The organism is Pseudomonas sp. AP42, from assembly GCF_001728935.1.
GTDB classification, from domain to species: Bacteria; Pseudomonadota; Gammaproteobacteria; order Pseudomonadales; family Pseudomonadaceae; genus Aquipseudomonas; species Aquipseudomonas lactis.
Window position 1 is genome coordinate 20,733 of sequence record NZ_LYSO01000057.1, and the last position, 15,908, is coordinate 36,640.

Annotated in this window: 17 protein-coding genes; 8 read left to right on the top strand and 9 right to left on the bottom strand. The window is 60.6% G+C overall.

The genetic code is table 11. The annotated features are described in order from the left end of the window. Nucleotides 1–419: 419 nt before the first annotated feature. Nucleotides 420–1,187 carry an SDR family oxidoreductase gene (locus A7K61_RS18995; protein ID WP_003188104.1) on the top strand — a complete coding sequence of 256 codons (768 nt, stop codon included), beginning with the start codon at nucleotides 420–422 and terminating at the stop codon, nucleotides 1,185–1,187. Between the two features lie 213 nt (nucleotides 1,188–1,400). Continuing rightward, nucleotides 1,401–2,306, top strand: coding sequence for a cation diffusion facilitator family transporter (locus A7K61_RS19000; RefSeq protein ID WP_003188105.1), 906 nt, complete (start codon nucleotides 1,401–1,403; stop codon nucleotides 2,304–2,306). Between the two features lie 109 nt (nucleotides 2,307–2,415). Here A7K61_RS19000 and A7K61_RS19005 read toward each other — a convergent pair whose 3' ends face one another. The 5 genes from A7K61_RS19005 to ureE all read right to left on the bottom strand — a co-directional run bounded on the left by A7K61_RS19005 (nucleotide 2,416) and on the right by ureE (nucleotide 6,094). Beyond that, nucleotides 2,416–3,525, bottom strand: a complete 1,110-nt coding sequence (locus A7K61_RS19005; protein WP_069558141.1) for an AGE family epimerase/isomerase — start codon at nucleotides 3,523–3,525, stop codon at nucleotides 2,416–2,418. A gap of 173 nt (nucleotides 3,526–3,698) precedes the next feature. Continuing rightward, nucleotides 3,699–4,271: a HupE/UreJ family protein gene (locus A7K61_RS19010; RefSeq protein ID WP_034125669.1), complete on the bottom strand. Its 573-nt coding sequence runs from the start codon at nucleotides 4,269–4,271 to the stop codon at nucleotides 3,699–3,701. 22 nt (nucleotides 4,272–4,293) lie between these two features. Further along, on the bottom strand, nucleotides 4,294–4,908 hold the full coding sequence (gene ureG / locus A7K61_RS19015) for an urease accessory protein UreG (protein WP_003188109.1): 615 nt from the start codon (nucleotides 4,906–4,908) through the stop codon (nucleotides 4,294–4,296). 14 nt (nucleotides 4,909–4,922) lie between these two features. Then, complete coding sequence (locus A7K61_RS19020; protein ID WP_047712453.1) at nucleotides 4,923–5,597, bottom strand: urease accessory protein UreF; 675 nt, start codon at nucleotides 5,595–5,597, stop codon at nucleotides 4,923–4,925. After that, the gene (gene ureE, locus A7K61_RS19025; protein WP_047712454.1) at nucleotides 5,594–6,094 is read right to left on the bottom strand and encodes an urease accessory protein UreE; all 501 of its coding nucleotides are present in this window, start codon (nucleotides 6,092–6,094) and stop codon (nucleotides 5,594–5,596) included. Before ureE ends, A7K61_RS19020 begins: the two co-directional genes overlap by 4 nt. A gap of 339 nt (nucleotides 6,095–6,433) precedes the next feature. Here ureE and A7K61_RS19030 point away from each other — a divergent pair, with 339 nt between their 5' ends. After that, nucleotides 6,434–6,940, top strand: a complete 507-nt coding sequence (locus tag A7K61_RS19030; protein WP_003188113.1) for a C40 family peptidase — start codon at nucleotides 6,434–6,436, stop codon at nucleotides 6,938–6,940. A gap of 5 nt (nucleotides 6,941–6,945) precedes the next feature. Here A7K61_RS19030 and A7K61_RS19035 read toward each other — a convergent pair whose 3' ends face one another. Together A7K61_RS19035 and A7K61_RS19040 are read right to left on the bottom strand one after the other, a co-directional pair. Continuing rightward, the gene (locus A7K61_RS19035) at nucleotides 6,946–7,578 is read right to left on the bottom strand and encodes a TetR family transcriptional regulator (protein WP_003188114.1); all 633 of its coding nucleotides are present in this window, start codon (nucleotides 7,576–7,578) and stop codon (nucleotides 6,946–6,948) included. Nucleotides 7,579–7,729: 151 nt separating this feature from the next. After that, on the bottom strand, nucleotides 7,730–8,050 hold the full coding sequence (locus A7K61_RS19040) for a hypothetical protein (protein WP_003188116.1): 321 nt from the start codon (nucleotides 8,048–8,050) through the stop codon (nucleotides 7,730–7,732). Between the two features lie 357 nt (nucleotides 8,051–8,407). On the opposite strand from A7K61_RS19040, the gene A7K61_RS19045 reads away from it, so the two are divergent. Then, entirely contained in the window at nucleotides 8,408–10,474 is a 2,067-nt protein-coding gene (locus A7K61_RS19045; protein ID WP_044271037.1) for an AsmA family protein, read from the top strand. A 118-nt stretch (nucleotides 10,475–10,592) separates the two neighbouring features. On the opposite strand, the gene A7K61_RS19050 is transcribed toward A7K61_RS19045, so the two are convergent. Next, entirely contained in the window at nucleotides 10,593–11,123 is a 531-nt protein-coding gene (locus A7K61_RS19050; RefSeq protein WP_003188119.1) for a bacterioferritin, read from the bottom strand. Between the two features lie 176 nt (nucleotides 11,124–11,299). On the opposite strand from A7K61_RS19050, the gene A7K61_RS19055 reads away from it, so the two are divergent. Continuing rightward, nucleotides 11,300–12,190 carry a triacylglycerol lipase gene (locus A7K61_RS19055; protein WP_069558142.1) on the top strand — a complete coding sequence of 297 codons (891 nt, stop codon included), beginning with the start codon at nucleotides 11,300–11,302 and terminating at the stop codon, nucleotides 12,188–12,190. 96 nt (nucleotides 12,191–12,286) lie between these two features. On the opposite strand, the gene A7K61_RS19060 is transcribed toward A7K61_RS19055, so the two are convergent. Then, the gene (locus A7K61_RS19060; RefSeq protein WP_069558143.1) at nucleotides 12,287–13,174 is read right to left on the bottom strand and encodes a DMT family transporter; all 888 of its coding nucleotides are present in this window, start codon (nucleotides 13,172–13,174) and stop codon (nucleotides 12,287–12,289) included. Nucleotides 13,175–13,272: 98 nt separating this feature from the next. Here A7K61_RS19060 and A7K61_RS19065 point away from each other — a divergent pair, with 98 nt between their 5' ends. From A7K61_RS19065 to A7K61_RS19075, 3 genes are all read left to right on the top strand, one after another. After that, entirely contained in the window at nucleotides 13,273–14,061 is a 789-nt protein-coding gene (locus tag A7K61_RS19065; protein ID WP_069558144.1) for a helix-turn-helix transcriptional regulator, read from the top strand. A gap of 71 nt (nucleotides 14,062–14,132) precedes the next feature. Next, entirely contained in the window at nucleotides 14,133–14,432 is a 300-nt protein-coding gene (locus A7K61_RS19070; RefSeq protein ID WP_003188123.1) for a PsiF family protein, read from the top strand. Nucleotides 14,433–14,609: 177 nt separating this feature from the next. Beyond that, entirely contained in the window at nucleotides 14,610–15,623 is a 1,014-nt protein-coding gene (locus A7K61_RS19075) for an AI-2E family transporter (RefSeq protein ID WP_003188124.1), read from the top strand. Nucleotides 15,624–15,908: the final 285 nt, after the last annotated feature.

Sequence of the window (15,908 nt, forward strand, 5' to 3'; positions counted from 1 at the left end):
AAAGACACAGGTATATGAACCAAATAAGTCATTCCTGCCTGTGGATAAGTCTGTGACTAAACTCTGGAAAGACGCGCGCAGGGGCCGGAATGACTGGCCTGGAGCCATCGTTGTGTTTTTCTGCATTTGTCAGTGCCTACATAGGCGTTCCCCCAGGTCAAGCAAAAAACTTTCTAAAACCGCCTGCAACCCTTGTACACAGCGGCTTTGAGCCATTTGCACTTGCCCCCAAAGACTGTGGGCGCAGTTGTGGATAACCTGCGCGCATATGGCTGCAAGCCACGGTTTATAAGGCTTTAATAGTGTTGATTAAAAAATGACCAGTTGCGCAGGCATGTGCGTGCATAGCGGTTGCCGCAACGGCGGCGTAAGGGCATTCTGCTGGCTGTTTTTTTCCCGATGCCCGCAAGGAGAACACCATGTCCGACACGCTGTTTATCACTGGCGCCACTTCAGGTTTCGGCGAAGCCTGTGCCCGTCGTTTTGCCGAAGCCGGCTGGAAACTGGTGCTCACCGGTCGTCGTGCCGAGCGTTTGAACGCTTTGGTCGAAGAGCTTTCCAAGCAGACCGAAGTGCATGGCCTGGTGGTGGATGTGCGCGACCGTAAAGGCATGGAGGAGGCCATCGCCAACCTGCCGCCGTCGTTCGCCACGCTGCGCGGCCTGATCAACAACGCAGGTCTCGCCGTGGGCACCGACCCTGCACCCAAGTGCGACCTCGACGATTGGGAAACCATGGTCGATACCAACATCAAGGGCCTGCTGACCACCACTAACCTGCTGTTGCCGCGCCTGATTGCCCATGGCCGCGGTGCCGGGATCATCAACCTGGGTTCCATCGCCGGTAACTATCCGTACCCGGGCAGCCATGTATACGGCGGTTCCAAGGCGTTCGTGAAGCAGTTCTCGTTGAACCTGCGCTGCGACTTGCAAGGCACCGGCGTACGGGTGACCAATATCGAGCCGGGCTTGTGTGAAAGCGAGTTCTCCCTGGTGCGCTTCGGCGGTGACCAGGCACGTTACGACGCCACCTATGCAGGTGCCGAACCGATCCAGCCACAGGATATTGCCGATACGATTTTCTGGGTGATGAACACCCCGGCGCACGTGAACATCAACCGCCTGGAGTTGATGCCGGTGAGCCAGACCTGGGCTGGGTTTGCGATTGAGCGTGGGGCCAAGGGCTAAGCACCTGCGCCACACACTGTAGGAGCGAGCTTGCTCGCGAAAAACGTTAACGATGACGCGGGTATCCTGAATGCACGCGGCGCGCTCAGGTTTTTCGCGAGCAAGCTCGCTCCAACAAATGGCGTCAAATCGGCCAAAATGCGGCATAAGGTACACTGCCCGCCTGAAAACCCCACCGCACCCAGCGGTTTAAAGGTTTTGACAGGAGGCAATGTGAGTAACCGAGGTGAGCAGGCACTGCTCAAACAATCGACTATCCTGATGTTCGCAGTCGCGATCGCAGGGATTGTCACGGGTGTGATATCCGGCGCCCAATCCATTCTGTTCGACGGCTTTTTCTCGCTGATCGCCACCGCCATCAAGGTGCTGATGCTGATCACGGCCAAGCTGATCGCCAAGAAAAGCAACGAGCGCTTCCAGTTCGGCTATTGGCACCTGGAGCCGATGGTGCTGTTGATAGAAGGCAGTTTCCTGCTGTTGATCGCCATCTACGCGTTCCTCAATGGCGTGTTCGGCATTATCAATGGCGGGCGCGAAATCGAGTTGGGGCTGGTGATCATTTATGCGGCGGTGTTTACCGTCGTGGAGTTCGCGTACTTCTTCTATGTGCGCTACCGCAATCGCACACTCAAGTCGTCATTGATCCAGTTCGACAACATCAGCTGGCTGGTGGACGCGATGCTGTCGGTGGGTTTGCTGATCAGCTTCCTGGCCGCGCTGTTGCTAAAGTCCCAGGGCTATGGCGAGTGGGCGGTCTACGTCGACCCGTTGATCCTGATCCTGCTGGCCCTGAGCATGCTGGCGCCGGCATTCAAGATTTTGCGCCCAGCGTTGCGCGAAGTATTGGGCATCGCGCCGGATCATTTGGACGACAAGGTCCGCGAAGTGATGGACGCGGCGCAGGCCAAGCATGGTTTCGACGACTACGTGTCCTATGTGCAGAAGCACGGGCGCGCGCGGTTTATCGAGATTCATGTGGTGCTGCCGGCGGATTACCCGGTAGATAACGTCGCCACCCTTGATGGGCTGCGTGAGGAGATATCCACAGGGCTGGGGGCGGCGGATGCGGCGCGGTGGTTGACGATCAGTTTTACTGGGGATCGCAAGTGGATTGCCTAAAGTCTGTTAGAGCGAGGTGAGGCTATCGCAGGCAAGCCAGCTCCCACATTTAAATGTGCGAACACTATCAACTGTGGGAGCTGGCTTGCCTGCGATGGGGCCCAGCAGGTCAGCCCAGATGCTGGACCAAGCCCTGATAGCAAGTCGCTAAATGATAAGGCGTTGTCGAAGGCATATCCCGCCGGCTCACCTTACCCTCGGCATCCAGGCATTCATGCCAACCCTTTGCATGCAAAAAGCGCTGTTGCAACGCCTGCAACTGACGCAACAGCACTGCTTCGCTACCTGGCCGCAAGGTCAGTGCTCGCAGGTACTCCGCGTGCGCCCAGATCCGTTGGGTACCGTCGCGCACCGTGCCATCCAGCGCGAGCATGCCGCTGACCGCGCCGCTTAACTTATCCACACCCTTGTGCTCGGCATAGGCAAATGCCCGTGTCAGCGACCCATGCAGCGCGGTGCCGCGCAGCACAGCTGAAGATTCGAGCAAAAAGAACCATTCGAACTGGTGCCCCGGCTCAAACCAGTTATCCACAGCGCCCAAAGGTTTTTCCATCATCACGCCGTGCTCGCGGTCGATGAAGCGTTGCTGCATGGCCGTCGCCAATGCCAGCAGGGCCGCTTGTACCTCGGCATCCTCACGCACCGCGAGGGTGGCCAGGAAACCTTCTGCCAAGTGCATCAACGGGTTTTGCAAAGGGCCTGCGTTGAGCGAGGCCCAGTTGCGCTCCAGTACCGCCTCGTACAACCCGTCGCCGGTGGCAAAGCGTTGGGCGACGACTTCCAGGGCGGCGTTGAGCACCGACTCTACCAGCGGTTCACGCACCTTGGCCCAGTAATGGGCGCAGGCAAAAATAATGAAGGCGTGGGTGTAGAGGTCTTTGCGCTTGTCCAGCGGCTGGCCGGCGGGGTCGATGCTGTAGAACCAGCCACCGTGTTCGGCATCATGAAAGTGCCGTTGCAGGGAGCGAAACAGCGCCGCCGCACGTTCTTCGGCGAACGCCGCGCCGGGCTCGCCGATCAGGCTGGCGAACAGGTACAACTGCCGGGCGCAGGCCATGGCGCGATAGCGCTGTGGGGGCAGAGGCTGGTGGTCGGCGTCCAGGGCCTCAAAGGGCAGTGCCAGGTCGGCATTCCAGCCCGGGCCTTGCCAGAGGGGCACGATCAGGTCATGGAAGTGCGTGAGCACAGGCGTCAGGGAAGAGGGGGAAGCGATGGGCATTGGCTGGCGTCGTCACGGCAGGGGTGTTTGCCGCGCATGGTAGCAGGCTTGGGATCGGTGGTGTTTGTACTGGCGCTATCGCGGGCAAGCCCGCTCCCACATTTTTGAAGTGTGAACCCTCTCAAATGTGGGAGCTGGCTTGCCTGCGATGAGGCCCTTACAGGCGCTGACGATCAGCCCGCCAGCAACCAAACCCCAGTCGCCGCCGAAGCCGCCCCGGCCACTCGCACCAGTGGCGCTGCAGCCGCCGGTAAAAAGCGCACCACCGCATAACCCGCAGCGTGCAACACGGCAGTCGCCCCCACAAACCCAGCCGCATACGCCCAAGGGCTGGTCATATCCGGCAGTTCCAGGCCATGGGCCACGCCGTGAAACAGTGCAAACAGGGCCGTGGCGCCTACCGCCACGAACAGCGGTGGCCGTACCGCCAATGCTACCGCCAGGCCCAACGCCAGCACCGAGGCGGCAATCCCGCTTTCCAGCGCCGGCAGTTGCAGCCCTTCAAAACCCAGCACGCCGCCGATCAGCATGGTGCCGACGAAGGTGCACGGCAGTGCCCAGCGCGCGGCGCCTTTTTGCTGCGCAGCCCAGAGGCCCACCGCAAGCATGGCCAGCAAGTGATCGAGGCCGCCCAGGGGATGGCTGATACCGGCCACCAGGCCATTGTCGCCGTGGCCCGGATGGGCGAAGGCCAGGGCCGGGGCGAGCAGCAGCGCGGCGGCGGCGAAAAGTCTGTTGAGTCTCATGGACAGGTTCCTTATGGGTTGATCAGGCGGCGGTCAGCAGGCCCTGGCGTTCGATGAAGGCGACAATGTCATCCAGGCCGACCCCGGTTTTCTGGTTGCTGAACACAAAGGGTTTGCCGTTGCGCATGCGCTGGGTGTCGCTGTTCATCAGTTCCAGCGAGGCGCCGACCAGCGGGGCCAGGTCGATCTTGTTGATCACCAGCAGGTCGGATTTGCAAATACCGGGCCCGCCCTTGCGTGGCAGCTTGTCGCCCGCAGACACATCGATCACATAGATGGTCAGGTCCGACAGTTCCGGGCTGAAGGTAGCCGACAGGTTGTCGCCGCCGGACTCCACCAGAATCAGGTCCAGGCCCGGAAAACGGCGGTTGAGTTGGTCCACGGCCTCCAGGTTGATCGAGGCGTCTTCGCGAATCGCCGTGTGCGGGCAACCACCGGTTTCCACGCCGATGATGCGCTCCGGCGCCAGGGCCTGGTTGCGCACCAGGAAGTCGGCGTCTTCGCGGGTATAGATGTCGTTGGTGACCACTGCCAGGTTATAGCGATCGCGCAGCGCCAGGCACAGGGCCAGGGTCAGGGCAGTCTTGCCCGAGCCTACCGGGCCGCCGATACCAACGCGCAGGGGTTGTGTGTTCATGTGCTTCTCCACAATCAGGAACGGAACAGGCGGCTGTACTGGCGCTCGTGGGCCATGCACGCCAGGGACAGGCCAAAAGCGGCGCTGCCCAAATGGTTAGGGTTGATGCGTTCGGCATCCTGCTGGGCTTGTTGCAGCAGCGGCAGCAGTTCGCTGGTCAGGCGCTGGGCGGCTTGCTGGCCCAATGGCAGGGTTTTCATCAGCACCGCCAATTGGTTTTCCAGCCAGCTCCACAGCCAGGCGGCAAGGGCATCGCCAGGGCTGATGTGCCAGGCGCGCGCGGCCAAGGCCCAGCCAAGGGCCAGGTGCGGTTCGTCGCGTTGGGCGAGAAAGTCACGGGCGCTGTCGTCCAGTTCCGGCAAGCCGTTGAGCAGTTGTTGCAAGGAGTAGCCCATCTGGCGGCTCTCCTGATACAGCTCGCGGGTCTCACGGCTGGCGCGGTGCTCGTCGCACCACTGCGCCAGTTGGGCCCAGTCCTGCTCAGCGGCGGCGCGGCAATGGGCGAGCAACAGCGGCGCTTCGAAACGCGCCAGGTTGAGCAGCAACTGGTCACTGATCCAGCGTCGGGCGCTCGCGGCGTCCTGTACGCGGCCGTTGTCCACCGCCATTTCCAGGCCCTGGGAATAGCTGTAGCCGCCAATCGGCAATTGCGGACTGGCCAGGCGTAGCAGCGCCCAGGCTGGGTTCATAGACGCACGCCGAACTGATGCAGCTTGGGCGCGTAGTTGAAGTCTTCATCGCCATGGCGTGAGTGATGATGGCCACCGCCATAGGCGCCGTGCTCGGGTTGAAACGGCGCTTCTATGGTCTGCGCATGGGCGCCTAGCTGTTCAAGCATGGCCTTGAGCACGTAGTCATCGAGCAGGCGCAGCCAGCCGTCACCGACTTGCAGGGCCACATGGCGATTGCCCAGGTGATAGGCGGCACGGGTCAGCTCAAAGGCATTGCGGCAGGTGACGTGCAGCAGTTGTTCAGGACGGGCGCACACCCGTACGACGCGTCCGTCTTCTGCCTGTAGGAATTCGCCATCGTGCAAGGGCGGCTGGCCCCGCTCCAAAAACAGGCCGACGTCTTCACCGTCGGCACTGAAACAGCGCAGACGGCTTTTGCTGCGGGCTTCGAAGTTGAGCAGCAACTCGGCGGCCCAGAGGGCTTGGGGGGCGATTCGGCGGTGTATCACCAGCATCAGAGAGCTTCCAGCTGTGAGCGATGAAAGACCTAGAGCAAGGGGCTTGCCAATCATGGAATTGAGTAGGAATTCCCTGTAGTCAGGCAGGCATGCTGCTCAATAGGGCGTCGGATAATTCGGTGCGTGTATCAATTTGGTGCGTGTCGATGTTTATAGCACCGGCGAAGGGCGTTTTGCGTTGATGGTGGCGCTCAGCTTGATGAAATTTCTTTCATCTTTTTCTCAGTAGGCGGTTTTTAGGATTTGTCCTACGAATCATGAGGATTTGGAGTTCATGAGATTACTTGAGGGTTCTTTAGGCTATGCGCCCTGTTTAATGCCACCGCGACGTTTATCATGCTTCGATCAATTTTCTGTATATGCCTGGTCAGCCTGACCTTCTTTATTTCATCGGCATCGGCCAACTTTCAGCCTCGCGCCACCTTCGGTTCGTCGCTGCAAAGCCTCAAGCCGGCCTCCATCGACGACGTGATCGACCGCGCCCATGAGTTGCTGGGCACGCCCTACAAGTGGGGCGGCACTTCTGCAGAGCAGGGCTTTGATTGCAGCAGCTTCCTGGTGTACCTGTTCAAGACCCAGGCCAATATCCAGATACCGCGCACCACCACGGCCATGCACCGCTCATCGGCGGCGACCATCAAGCGCAATGCGTTGAAGCCTGGGGATGCGGTGTTTTTCAAAGGCAACGGGCGCGGCCAGGTCAGCCATGTCGGCCTTTATATCGGCCAAGGCAAATTCATCCATTCGCCGCGCACCGGCAAAACCATTCGTATCGACTCATTGAGCAATAGCTACTGGAACAAGCACTACACCACTGCCAAGCGTTTCCACACGGCGGGTTGATTGCTTTATTCGGTGCTGCCCAGCCCTTGCCAATGCTTGAGGCCGATAAAGATAAAGCGCAGTTGTTGGGTGATCTTCGCCTGGGGCGTGAGGTGGGCCGGCAAGGCGTGGGCCGGTGGGTCGATGATATCGGGCAGGGTGGCGAACACGCTCTTGACGATCAGGTCGGCCATCACATGCAAACCTTCCGCATCCAGGTGCTGCAACTTGGGCATCAACGTCAGGTCGGCGGCCAAATCGCGGGTGATGTCTTCGCGCAGGGCGGCGATGGCTTGGCGCACGGCCAAGCAGCCGCCGTACTGTTCGCGGGCCAGAAACAAAAATTGCGAACGGTTGGCCGAGACCACATCGAGAAAGATGCGCACCGAGGCATCGATGATGCCGCCCATCACGAATTCGTTGTGGCGCACCAGGCGGATCGTGGCGCGGAAGGTCTGGCCAACTTCGCTGACCAATACCAGCCCAAGTTGGTCCATGTCGGCGAAATGGCGGTAGAAACCGGTGGGCACGATACCCGCGGTCTTGGCCACTTCGCGCAGGCTCAGGCTGCCAAACCCACGGCCACACTCCATCAGATGGCGGGCTGCGTCCATCAGGGCGAGGCGGGTTTGTTGCTTTTGTTCGGCGCGGGGCAGCATGAGCGGATGAGCTTTGTCGGCAAGTACAGCGACGCACTCTAGCAAAAGCGCTTTGCCGGCGTCGAACTTGGCAGGGGCGGGGCGTGACGCGGTCTATATAAAAGCAAAAGCCCGATCGGCAGATCGGGCTCTTTTCTGGGCCACCACAGGCTTAGCTCTGTGCTTGATGCAGTTCTTGCAGACGGTCGGCACCGCCTTCAGCAACGCCTTCGGTGTAGGCGCGTTTGTTGGCTTGTTCAGCACCGCCTTCAACCAGACCTTTCTCTTGCAGGCGGTTGTAGCCATTTTCAGCCACGGCGCCTTTGGCGTAGTCACGGTTTTCGTCTTCTTGCGAACCGCTGCGAGCTACGGTTTGGCTGGTTTGCACGGCTTGGGCTTTGTTCTGTGGGGTGGCCTGTTCGGCGGCTGGCAGGGCAAAGGCGCTGGAGGCCAGGACAGATAACAGAACGGTAGCGAGTAATTGGCGTTTCATGATGGTTGCTCCTTGGGAGGGCGATAAAGTGGGTACAGGGCTAATGTTACCCTTGATAAGTCGATATAAAAGTTCATAAACACAATGGTAATAATCAACAGAATTGATTGTTCTCCTCGGAGGCTCTAGATCGAGCCTCTCAAGCCCGCGGCTTTGCACCGATGTGGGTATTTTCGACACGAACCTGGGTAACAATGGTGCGTCGTCGATGGGAAAAATGGTCTGGTTGATCAGGAAAATCGCTTTTTTCGGCTAAATCCGCCGTTGCGTTAAACCCCCAGGCACTTTGCCAGTCGTAGTCCTATAAGTTGTTTAAAAGGCTGTTGCCCAGCCAGTCGTATTCAGGAGTCCTGTGCAATGACGCGCACTCGTAAAATCGTCGCTTGGAGCTGCGCCAGCTTCGTTCTGTTAATGGCCATCGTGGTACTGGTGTTGGTGTTCTTCGACTGGAACCGCATCAAGCCGCCCCTCAATGCCAAGGTCTCCGAAGAACTGCATCGTCCGTTCGCCATTAACGGCAACCTCGCGGTGGTGTGGCAGCGTGAGCCCGATGAAGGCGGCTGGCGCGCCTGGGTGCCGTGGCCCCATGTGATTGCCGAAGACCTGACCCTGGGTAACCCCGATTGGTCGAAACAACCGCAGATGGTCACGCTCAAGAAGGTTGAGCTGCGCATATCGCCCCTGGCCTTGCTGGTGCAGCGTGTGGTGATCCCGCGCATCGACCTCACCGAACCCAGTGCCCAGTTGCAGCGCCTGGCGGATGGCCGCGCCAACTGGACCTTCAAGTTCGACCCCAAGGACCCCAACGCCGAACCGTCCAACTGGGTGGTGGACATCGGCGCCATCGGCTTCGACAAAGGCCATGTGACCCTTGACGATCAAAGCCTCAAGACCCAGCTGGATGTGATCATCGACCCGCTGGGCAAGCCGATTCCCTTTGGCGAAATCGTCGGCGACGCCGATGCCAAGAAGGCCCTGGAAAAAGGCTCGGCGCCCCAGGACTACGCGTTCGGCCTCAAGGTCAAAGGCCAGTACCACGGGCAGAAGCTTGCGGGTACAGGCAAGATCGGTGGCTTGCTGGCCTTGCAGGACGCGGCCAAGCCGTTCCCGCTGCAAGCCCAGGTCAAGATCGCGGACACCAGCATCGCTCTGGCCGGCACCCTGACCGACCCGCTGAACCTCGGCGCCCTGGACCTGCGCCTGAAACTGTCGGGCAGCAGCCTGGGCAACCTGTACCCGCTGACCGGCGTGACCCTGCCGGACTCGCCGGCCTATTCCACCGACGGCCATCTGATCGCCAAACTGCATGAAGCCAGCGGCGCCTCCTTCCGCTACGAGAACTTCAACGGCAAGATCGGCAACAGCGACATCCACGGCGACCTGGCCTATGTCGCCAGCCAGCCACGGCCCAAGCTCAGCGGCGCGCTGGTGTCCAACCAGTTGCTGATGGATGACCTGGCGCCTTTGATCGGCGCGGACTCCAACGCCAAGCAAAAAGCCCGTGGCGGTGAAAGCAAACAGCCGGCGACCAAAGTGCTGCCGGTTGAGGAGTTCCGCACCGAGCGTTGGCACGATATGGATGCCGACGTCGAGTTCACTGGCAAACGCATCGTCCACAGCGCCGATTTGCCCTTCACTGATCTCTACACCCACCTGGTGCTCAACGACGGCCAACTGAGCCTCGAACCCCTGCGTTTCGGCGTGGCCGGTGGCAAGCTCGATGCGCAGATTCGCTTGAACGGTCGCACTACGCCGATGGAAGGTCGCGCCAAACTCACGGCGCGTAACTTCAAGCTCAAGCAGTTGTTCCCCACCTTCGAACCGATGAAAACCAGCTTTGGTGAACTCAACGGCGACGCCGATATTGCCGGGCGCGGTAACTCCGTGGCGGCACTGTTGGGCACCTCCAATGGCGACCTGAAGATGCTCATCAACGATGGCGCCATCAGCCGAAGCCTGATGGAAATCGCCGGGCTCAACGTGGGCAACTACGTGGTGGGGCGTCTGTTCGGCGACGAGGAAGTGAAGATCAACTGCGCGGCGGCGGACTTTGGCATCAAGACGGGCCTGGCGACCACGCGGTTGTTTGTGTTCGATACCGAGAACGCGATCATCTACATCGATGGCACCGCGAATATGGCCACTGAGCAGTTGGACCTGACCATCACGCCGGAATCCAAGGGCTTTCGCCTGTTCTCCCTGCGTTCACCGCTGTACGTCAACGGGCCGTTCATCAAGCCCAATGCCGGGGTCAAGGCCATCCCGCTGGCACTGCGCGGTGCGGGCATGGTCGCTCTGGGTGTGATTGCCGGGCCTGCTGCGGGCTTGCTCGCCTTGGTGGCCCCAAGTGGTGGCGAGCCCAATGAGTGCGCACCGTTGCTGCAACAGATGAAGGAAGGCAAGGCGCCCAAGACTGTTAAGTGAAACCAAAATAGGTAGGAGCGAGCTTGCTCGCGAAAAACGTCAACGATAACGCGTGTTTCCTGAGAAAGCGCGGCGCCTGTGCGTTCTTCGCGAGCAAGCTCGCTCCTACAGTAGGTGGTTACAGGTCCTGCAGAATATCCGCCATATCGTCGGCGTGTTCTTCTTCCTGGGCCAGGATGTCTTCGAAGATGCGACGGGTCGTCGGGTCTTTATCACCGATGTACTGGATGATCTCGCGGTAGCTGTCCACCGCGATCCGCTCGGCCACCAGGTCTTCGTAGACCATTTCCTTCAAGGTGTTGCCGGCCACGTATTGCGCATGGGAGTTCTTGGACAGCAGGTCGGGGTTGAACTCCGGCTCGCCGCCCAGCTGCACAATGCGCTCGGCCAGTTTGTCGGCGTGCTCGGCTTCCTGGGTGGCATGTTCCAGGAACTCATCGGCAGCCACGCTGGCCTTGAGGCCGTTGGCCATGAAGTAGTGACGCTTGTAGCGCAGCACGCAGACCAGTTCGGTGGCCAGCGACTCGTTGAGCAGGCGGATGATTTCTTCGCGGTCGGCGTCGTAGCCTTCGGTCACGGCGCCGTTTTCGACGTTCTGGCGGGCGCGGCTGCGCAGGGTTGCAACGTCAGTCAATTGTGCTTGAGTCATTTCAATCTCCTGGGGCTAATCCGGTTGTACGCCGCGCTCTGCCGGCGGGGTCGTTATCAGGTGTGAGTCCTGGGCGGCGCAAAAAGTTTTATTGGATTTGCCGGCGGGTGTCATCTTCTGGTCGCGGGCGTGGGCTAGCCTGACTTTATTCCGTCTGGATCAAGGACGTTAGGCCCATGCCGCAGTCGTTAGCTACACGTTACCCCTTGGTGCTGGTGCCCGGCATGCTGGGTTTTGTACGCCTGGGGTGGTTCCCCTACTGGTACGGCATCGTCCCGGCGCTGCGGGCTGGTGGGGCGCAGGTATTTGCTGTGCAGGTTGCGCCGCTGGATTCCAGCGAGGTGCGCGGTGAGCAGTTACTGGTGCAGATCGAGCGGATTCTGCGCGAGACCGGCGCCGACAAGGTCAACCTGATCGGGCATAGCCAGGGCTCGCTCACCGCTCGTTATGCGGCGGCCACGCGCCCGCAATGGGTGGCCTCGGTGACCTCGGTGGCCGGGCCCAATCATGGCTCGGAACTGGCCGATCATATCCACGCCCATTACCCGGTCGACAGCGTCAAAGGCCGGTTGATGAGCGCAGCGTTTCACTTGGCCGCCTGGGTGATGTGCCTGTTGGAAACCGGCTATCGCGGGCCGCGCTTCAAGGCCGATCTGCCGGCCTCGCACCAGTCCCTGACCAGCGCGGGTGTGGCGCTGTTCAATCGCCAATATCCCCAGGGGTTGCCCCAGGAATGGGGTGGGCAGGGAGTGGAGGAGGTCAACGGTGTGCGCTATTACTCGTGGTCCGGCATCTTGCAGCCGGGCAAGACCGACCGCGGGCGCAACTTGCTGGATGGGACAAATCGCAGTTGCCGCTGGTTCGCCCGCAGCTTTGTGCGGGAGAAGGGCCAGTGTGACGGCCTGGTCGGGCGTTACAGCTCACACCTGGGCACGGTGATCGGCGATGACTACGCCTTGGACCACTTCGATATCGTCAACCAGTCCCTGGGGCTGGTGGGCAAGGGGGCCGAGCCGATCCGCTTGTTTGTCGAGCATGCCCGGCGGCTGAAGGCGGCCGGGGTTTAACCGGGCAGCCGCGTTATCGTTCTTCGCAGGCAAGCCAGCTCCTACCTTTGAAATGCATTCCCCTGTGGGCGCTGGCTTGCTTGCGATAGCGATGGCTCAGGCCACGCTGACCCTTCGGCCAACCGGCGTGGTCCAACGCTCCGACAAAATCACCCCACCCAAGGTCAGCAAACCGCCCACCAAGTGATACAGCGCCAACTCTTCCTTGAGCACCAGCGCCGCAATCAGCGCGGTAATCAAGGGCAGCAGGTTGAAAAACAGCGTGGTACGGCTTGGCCCCAGGGTCTTCACCGAGTGCATCCACGCCAACGGCGCCAGCATCGACGCCAGCAGGCACGCATACAGCACCAGCGGGATATTCGCCCAGCCCAGACCTGCCTTGGCCGAGAACAGGTACAGCGGAAACAGCACCACCACCGCCACCAGCACCTGCAAATACAGGAGCACCAACGGCGGCAGGCGCAGCTGCCATTTTTTCAGCAGGGTGCTGTAGACCGCGTAGGCCAGCGTGGCAATCAGCATCATGCCGTCGCCCAGGTTGACCCCATGTTGCAACAGCGCGCCCAGGCTGCCAGCTGATACCACCACTACCACGCCTGCGAACGACAGCACCGCGCCGGTCAAGGCGCCAAAGGTCAGGCGTTGACCAAGGCTGATGATCGCGGCAGTCAGCGCCATCAATGGCATCAGCGACAGGATAATGCCCATGTTGGTGGCGCTGGTCAGCGTCGCGGCGTAATAAGCCAGGCTTTGATACACCGCCATGCCGAGCACGCCGAGGATAAAGATCTTGCCCAGGTTGGGGCGGATCTGCGGCCAGTGGGCGACCACCGGTTTGAGCATGAACGGCGTGAACAGCAACGCTGCGAACAGCCAGCGATAAAAGCCGATTTCAGCCGGGAAGATCGAGCCCACGGCCAATTTGTTGACCACGGTGTTGCCGGCCCAGATAAGGATAGCCAGCAGTGGATACGCGTATTGCATTGAAAAGAAACCCAGTGTGTTGACGAGGCAGGATTATCCTCTGTCTGGATCGAAGCCTATACTGCGATCCAGACAACTGAGCGTTGAATCCAGACAACATGTCCCGACACACCGTCCGCCTGCCCGATTTCGCCCGCCTGCCAAGCCCGGTGTACTTTCGGTACTCCGATTTTGCCCCGGACACCGAATGCACCCCGCACCAGCACACCTGGGGATCGCTGGATTACTCGGCCAGCGGCGTGATGCGCATGGAAGTGGCGGGTAATCGCTTTATGTCGCCACCGCAGTACGCGGTGTGGGTGCCACCGCATACCGAGCACAGCTCCTACAATGCCGAGGCGATTGTCTACCACTCCGTAGGCCTGGCGCCGCAGCTGTGCGAGCAGTTGCCGCAGCAGCCTTGCACGTTGGCGATCAGCGACATTCTCAAGGCGATCCTCAAGGATTTCGCTCTGCGCGACGTCAATGCACCGCGCACCGACGCCGACATCCGCCTGGCCCAAGTGCTGGTGGACCAGCTCCGGCAGGCGCCGGTCCACGATTGTTTCCTGCCCTACGCCCGCCACCCTGGATTGCTTGGGGTCTTGGAGGGCATGCAGGCAGAGCCGGGAGATAATCGCCCGCTGGCGCAATGGGCCGAAAAGGTGCATGTGAGCGAGCGCACCCTGGCGCGCCAGTTTGTGCGCGAGCTGGGCATGAGCTTTGGCGAATGGCGCCAGCGCCTGCGCTACCTGGCGGCCATCGAAGCGCTGGACAGCGACCGCAGCGTGCAACACGTGGCGTTTGATCTGGGCTACAGCACCGCCTCGGCGTTTATCGCCATGTTCCAGCGCCACGCTGGCTGCACGCCGGAGCAATACCGACGGGCGAATATTCGTGGCCGGTGAAGTTGTAACAGGTTTTGACTACACTACGCGGTAGGCCGTGCCCGTCGGCACGGTAACAGGGAGAAAACTCCATGAAGATGCTGCGTATTCCGTTGTTGATGATGGGCCTGCTGATGTGTGCCCAGGGTTTTGCCGCCACTGCCCAGCAGAACAAAATGACCACCTGCAATGCCGAGGCCACCACCAAGACGCTCAAGGGCGATGACCGCAAGGCCTTCATGAAGACCTGCCTGTCGGCACCTGCCGCCAACGACGCCAAGACCCTGACTCCGCAGCAGCAGAAGATGAAAGACTGCAATGCGTCGGCGAAAACCCAAGCCTTGGCCGGTGATGCACGCAAAACCTTCATGAGCACCTGCCTGAAGAAATAATAGCCCCGGGCCATAGAAGGCTGCGACACTCGCACACAGCCCCTTTGTAGGCGCGAGCTTGCTCGCGAAAAACGTGAACGATCACACGGGCGCCCTGACTAAACGAGGCGCTCTTGCGTTTTTCGCGAGCAAGCTCGCTCCTACAACATCCTTCAACGCCGTTTGTTTTGAGGCTGTATGCCAACGTTTTCTCAGCGTCATGTGTTGTTGCTGTCCAGCTACATCATCATTTTCGGCGGGTTGCTGCTGGTACTGCCGCTGAAATTGCTGCCCAGCCTGCTGGCCGGCCTGTTGGTCTATGAGCTGGTCAACATGCTCACCCCTCAACTGCAACGCCTGATCGAAGGCCGGCGCGCGCGTTGGCTGGCGGTGGCTTTGCTGGGCACCCTGATCGTCAGCGTGCTGGCCTTGATCTTTGCCGGCGCCATCAGCTTCCTGCTTCACGAAGCGGAAAACCCCGGGGCTTCCCTGGATAAATTCATGGGCGTGGTCGACCGTGCGCGCGGCCAATTGCCGCCGTCCATCGACGCTTACCTGCCCGCCAGCGCCGCGGAGTTTCGCGTGGCTATTGGCGATTGGCTGAGCAAGCACCTGAGCGAACTGCAACTGGTCGGCAAAGACGCCGCCCACATGTTCGTCACCTTGCTGATTGGCATGGTGCTGGGGGCGATCATCGCCTTGCAGCGCGTGCCCGACCTGACCAAGCGCAAGCCCCTGGCCGCCGCACTGTTCGATCGCCTGCACCTGCTGGTCCAGGCGTTTCGCAACATCGTTTTTGCCCAGATCAAGATCGCCGCGCTGAACACGGCCTTCACCGCGGTGTTCCTGGCGGTGGTGCTGCCGTTGTGTGGCATCCATCTGCCCTTGACCAAGACCCTGATCGTGCTGACCTTCCTGCTTGGCCTGCTGCCGGTGATCGGCAACCTGATCTCCAACACCCTGATCACCATCGTGGCGCTGTCGCTGTCGATCTGGGTGGCGGTGGCGGCGCTGGGGTATTTGATCGTGATCCACAAGGTCGAGTACTTCCTCAACGCGCGTATTGTCGGCGGGCAGATCAGTGCCAAGTCGTGGGAGTTGCTGTTGGCGATGCTGGTGTTTGAGGCGGCGTTCGGCCTGCCGGGGGTGGTGGCGGGGCCGATTTACTATGCCTATCTCAAGAGCGAGCTGAAGCTTGGGGGGATGGTTTAGGCCTTGTGTCGCCTGGGCTGACGCCATCGCGGGCAAGCCCGCTCCCACATTGAAATGCGATCCCCTGTGGGAGCTGGCTTGCCTGCGATGGCTGCCTGCCAGCCGAAGCCTATCTACCTGACACAACCCGATCAAATTGTGGGAGCTGGCTTGCCTGCGATGACGGCCTCACAGCCGGCCCCTGTCTATCTGACGCCCCGCGATCAAACTGTGGGAGCGGGCTTGCTCGCGAAGGCGGCCTGACAGTCAACGCAGTTCGATTGTGTATATATCCATTGCTGCGGT

What these genes read in the sequence shown, in the direction of transcription:
- A7K61_RS19030 (WP_003188113.1), top strand. Translation starts at nt 6,434, where the DNA reads ATGCTTCGATCAATTTTCTGTATATGCCTGGTCAGCCTGACCTTCTTT.
- A7K61_RS19035 (WP_003188114.1), bottom strand. Translation starts at nt 7,578, where the DNA reads ATGCTGCCCCGCGCCGAACAAAAGCAACAAACCCGCCTCGCCCTGATG.
- A7K61_RS19070 (WP_003188123.1), top strand. Translation starts at nt 14,133, where the DNA reads ATGAAGATGCTGCGTATTCCGTTGTTGATGATGGGCCTGCTGATGTGT.
- A7K61_RS19040 (WP_003188116.1), bottom strand. Translation starts at nt 8,050, where the DNA reads ATGAAACGCCAATTACTCGCTACCGTTCTGTTATCTGTCCTGGCCTCC.
- A7K61_RS19060 (WP_069558143.1), bottom strand. Translation starts at nt 13,174, where the DNA reads ATGCAATACGCGTATCCACTGCTGGCTATCCTTATCTGGGCCGGCAAC.
- A7K61_RS19075 (WP_003188124.1), top strand. Translation starts at nt 14,610, where the DNA reads ATGCCAACGTTTTCTCAGCGTCATGTGTTGTTGCTGTCCAGCTACATC.
- A7K61_RS19020 (WP_047712453.1), bottom strand. Translation starts at nt 5,597, where the DNA reads ATGAACCCAGCCTGGGCGCTGCTACGCCTGGCCAGTCCGCAATTGCCG.
- A7K61_RS19050 (WP_003188119.1), bottom strand. Translation starts at nt 11,123, where the DNA reads ATGACTCAAGCACAATTGACTGACGTTGCAACCCTGCGCAGCCGCGCC.
- A7K61_RS18995 (WP_003188104.1), top strand. Translation starts at nt 420, where the DNA reads ATGTCCGACACGCTGTTTATCACTGGCGCCACTTCAGGTTTCGGCGAA.
- A7K61_RS19010 (WP_034125669.1), bottom strand. Translation starts at nt 4,271, where the DNA reads ATGAGACTCAACAGACTTTTCGCCGCCGCCGCGCTGCTGCTCGCCCCG.
- A7K61_RS19045 (WP_044271037.1), top strand. Translation starts at nt 8,408, where the DNA reads ATGACGCGCACTCGTAAAATCGTCGCTTGGAGCTGCGCCAGCTTCGTT.
- A7K61_RS19005 (WP_069558141.1), bottom strand. Translation starts at nt 3,525, where the DNA reads ATGCCCATCGCTTCCCCCTCTTCCCTGACGCCTGTGCTCACGCACTTC.
- ureG (WP_003188109.1), bottom strand. Translation starts at nt 4,908, where the DNA reads ATGAACACACAACCCCTGCGCGTTGGTATCGGCGGCCCGGTAGGCTCG.
- A7K61_RS19055 (WP_069558142.1), top strand. Translation starts at nt 11,300, where the DNA reads ATGCCGCAGTCGTTAGCTACACGTTACCCCTTGGTGCTGGTGCCCGGC.
- ureE (WP_047712454.1), bottom strand. Translation starts at nt 6,094, where the DNA reads ATGCTGGTGATACACCGCCGAATCGCCCCCCAAGCCCTCTGGGCCGCC.
- A7K61_RS19065 (WP_069558144.1), top strand. Translation starts at nt 13,273, where the DNA reads ATGTCCCGACACACCGTCCGCCTGCCCGATTTCGCCCGCCTGCCAAGC.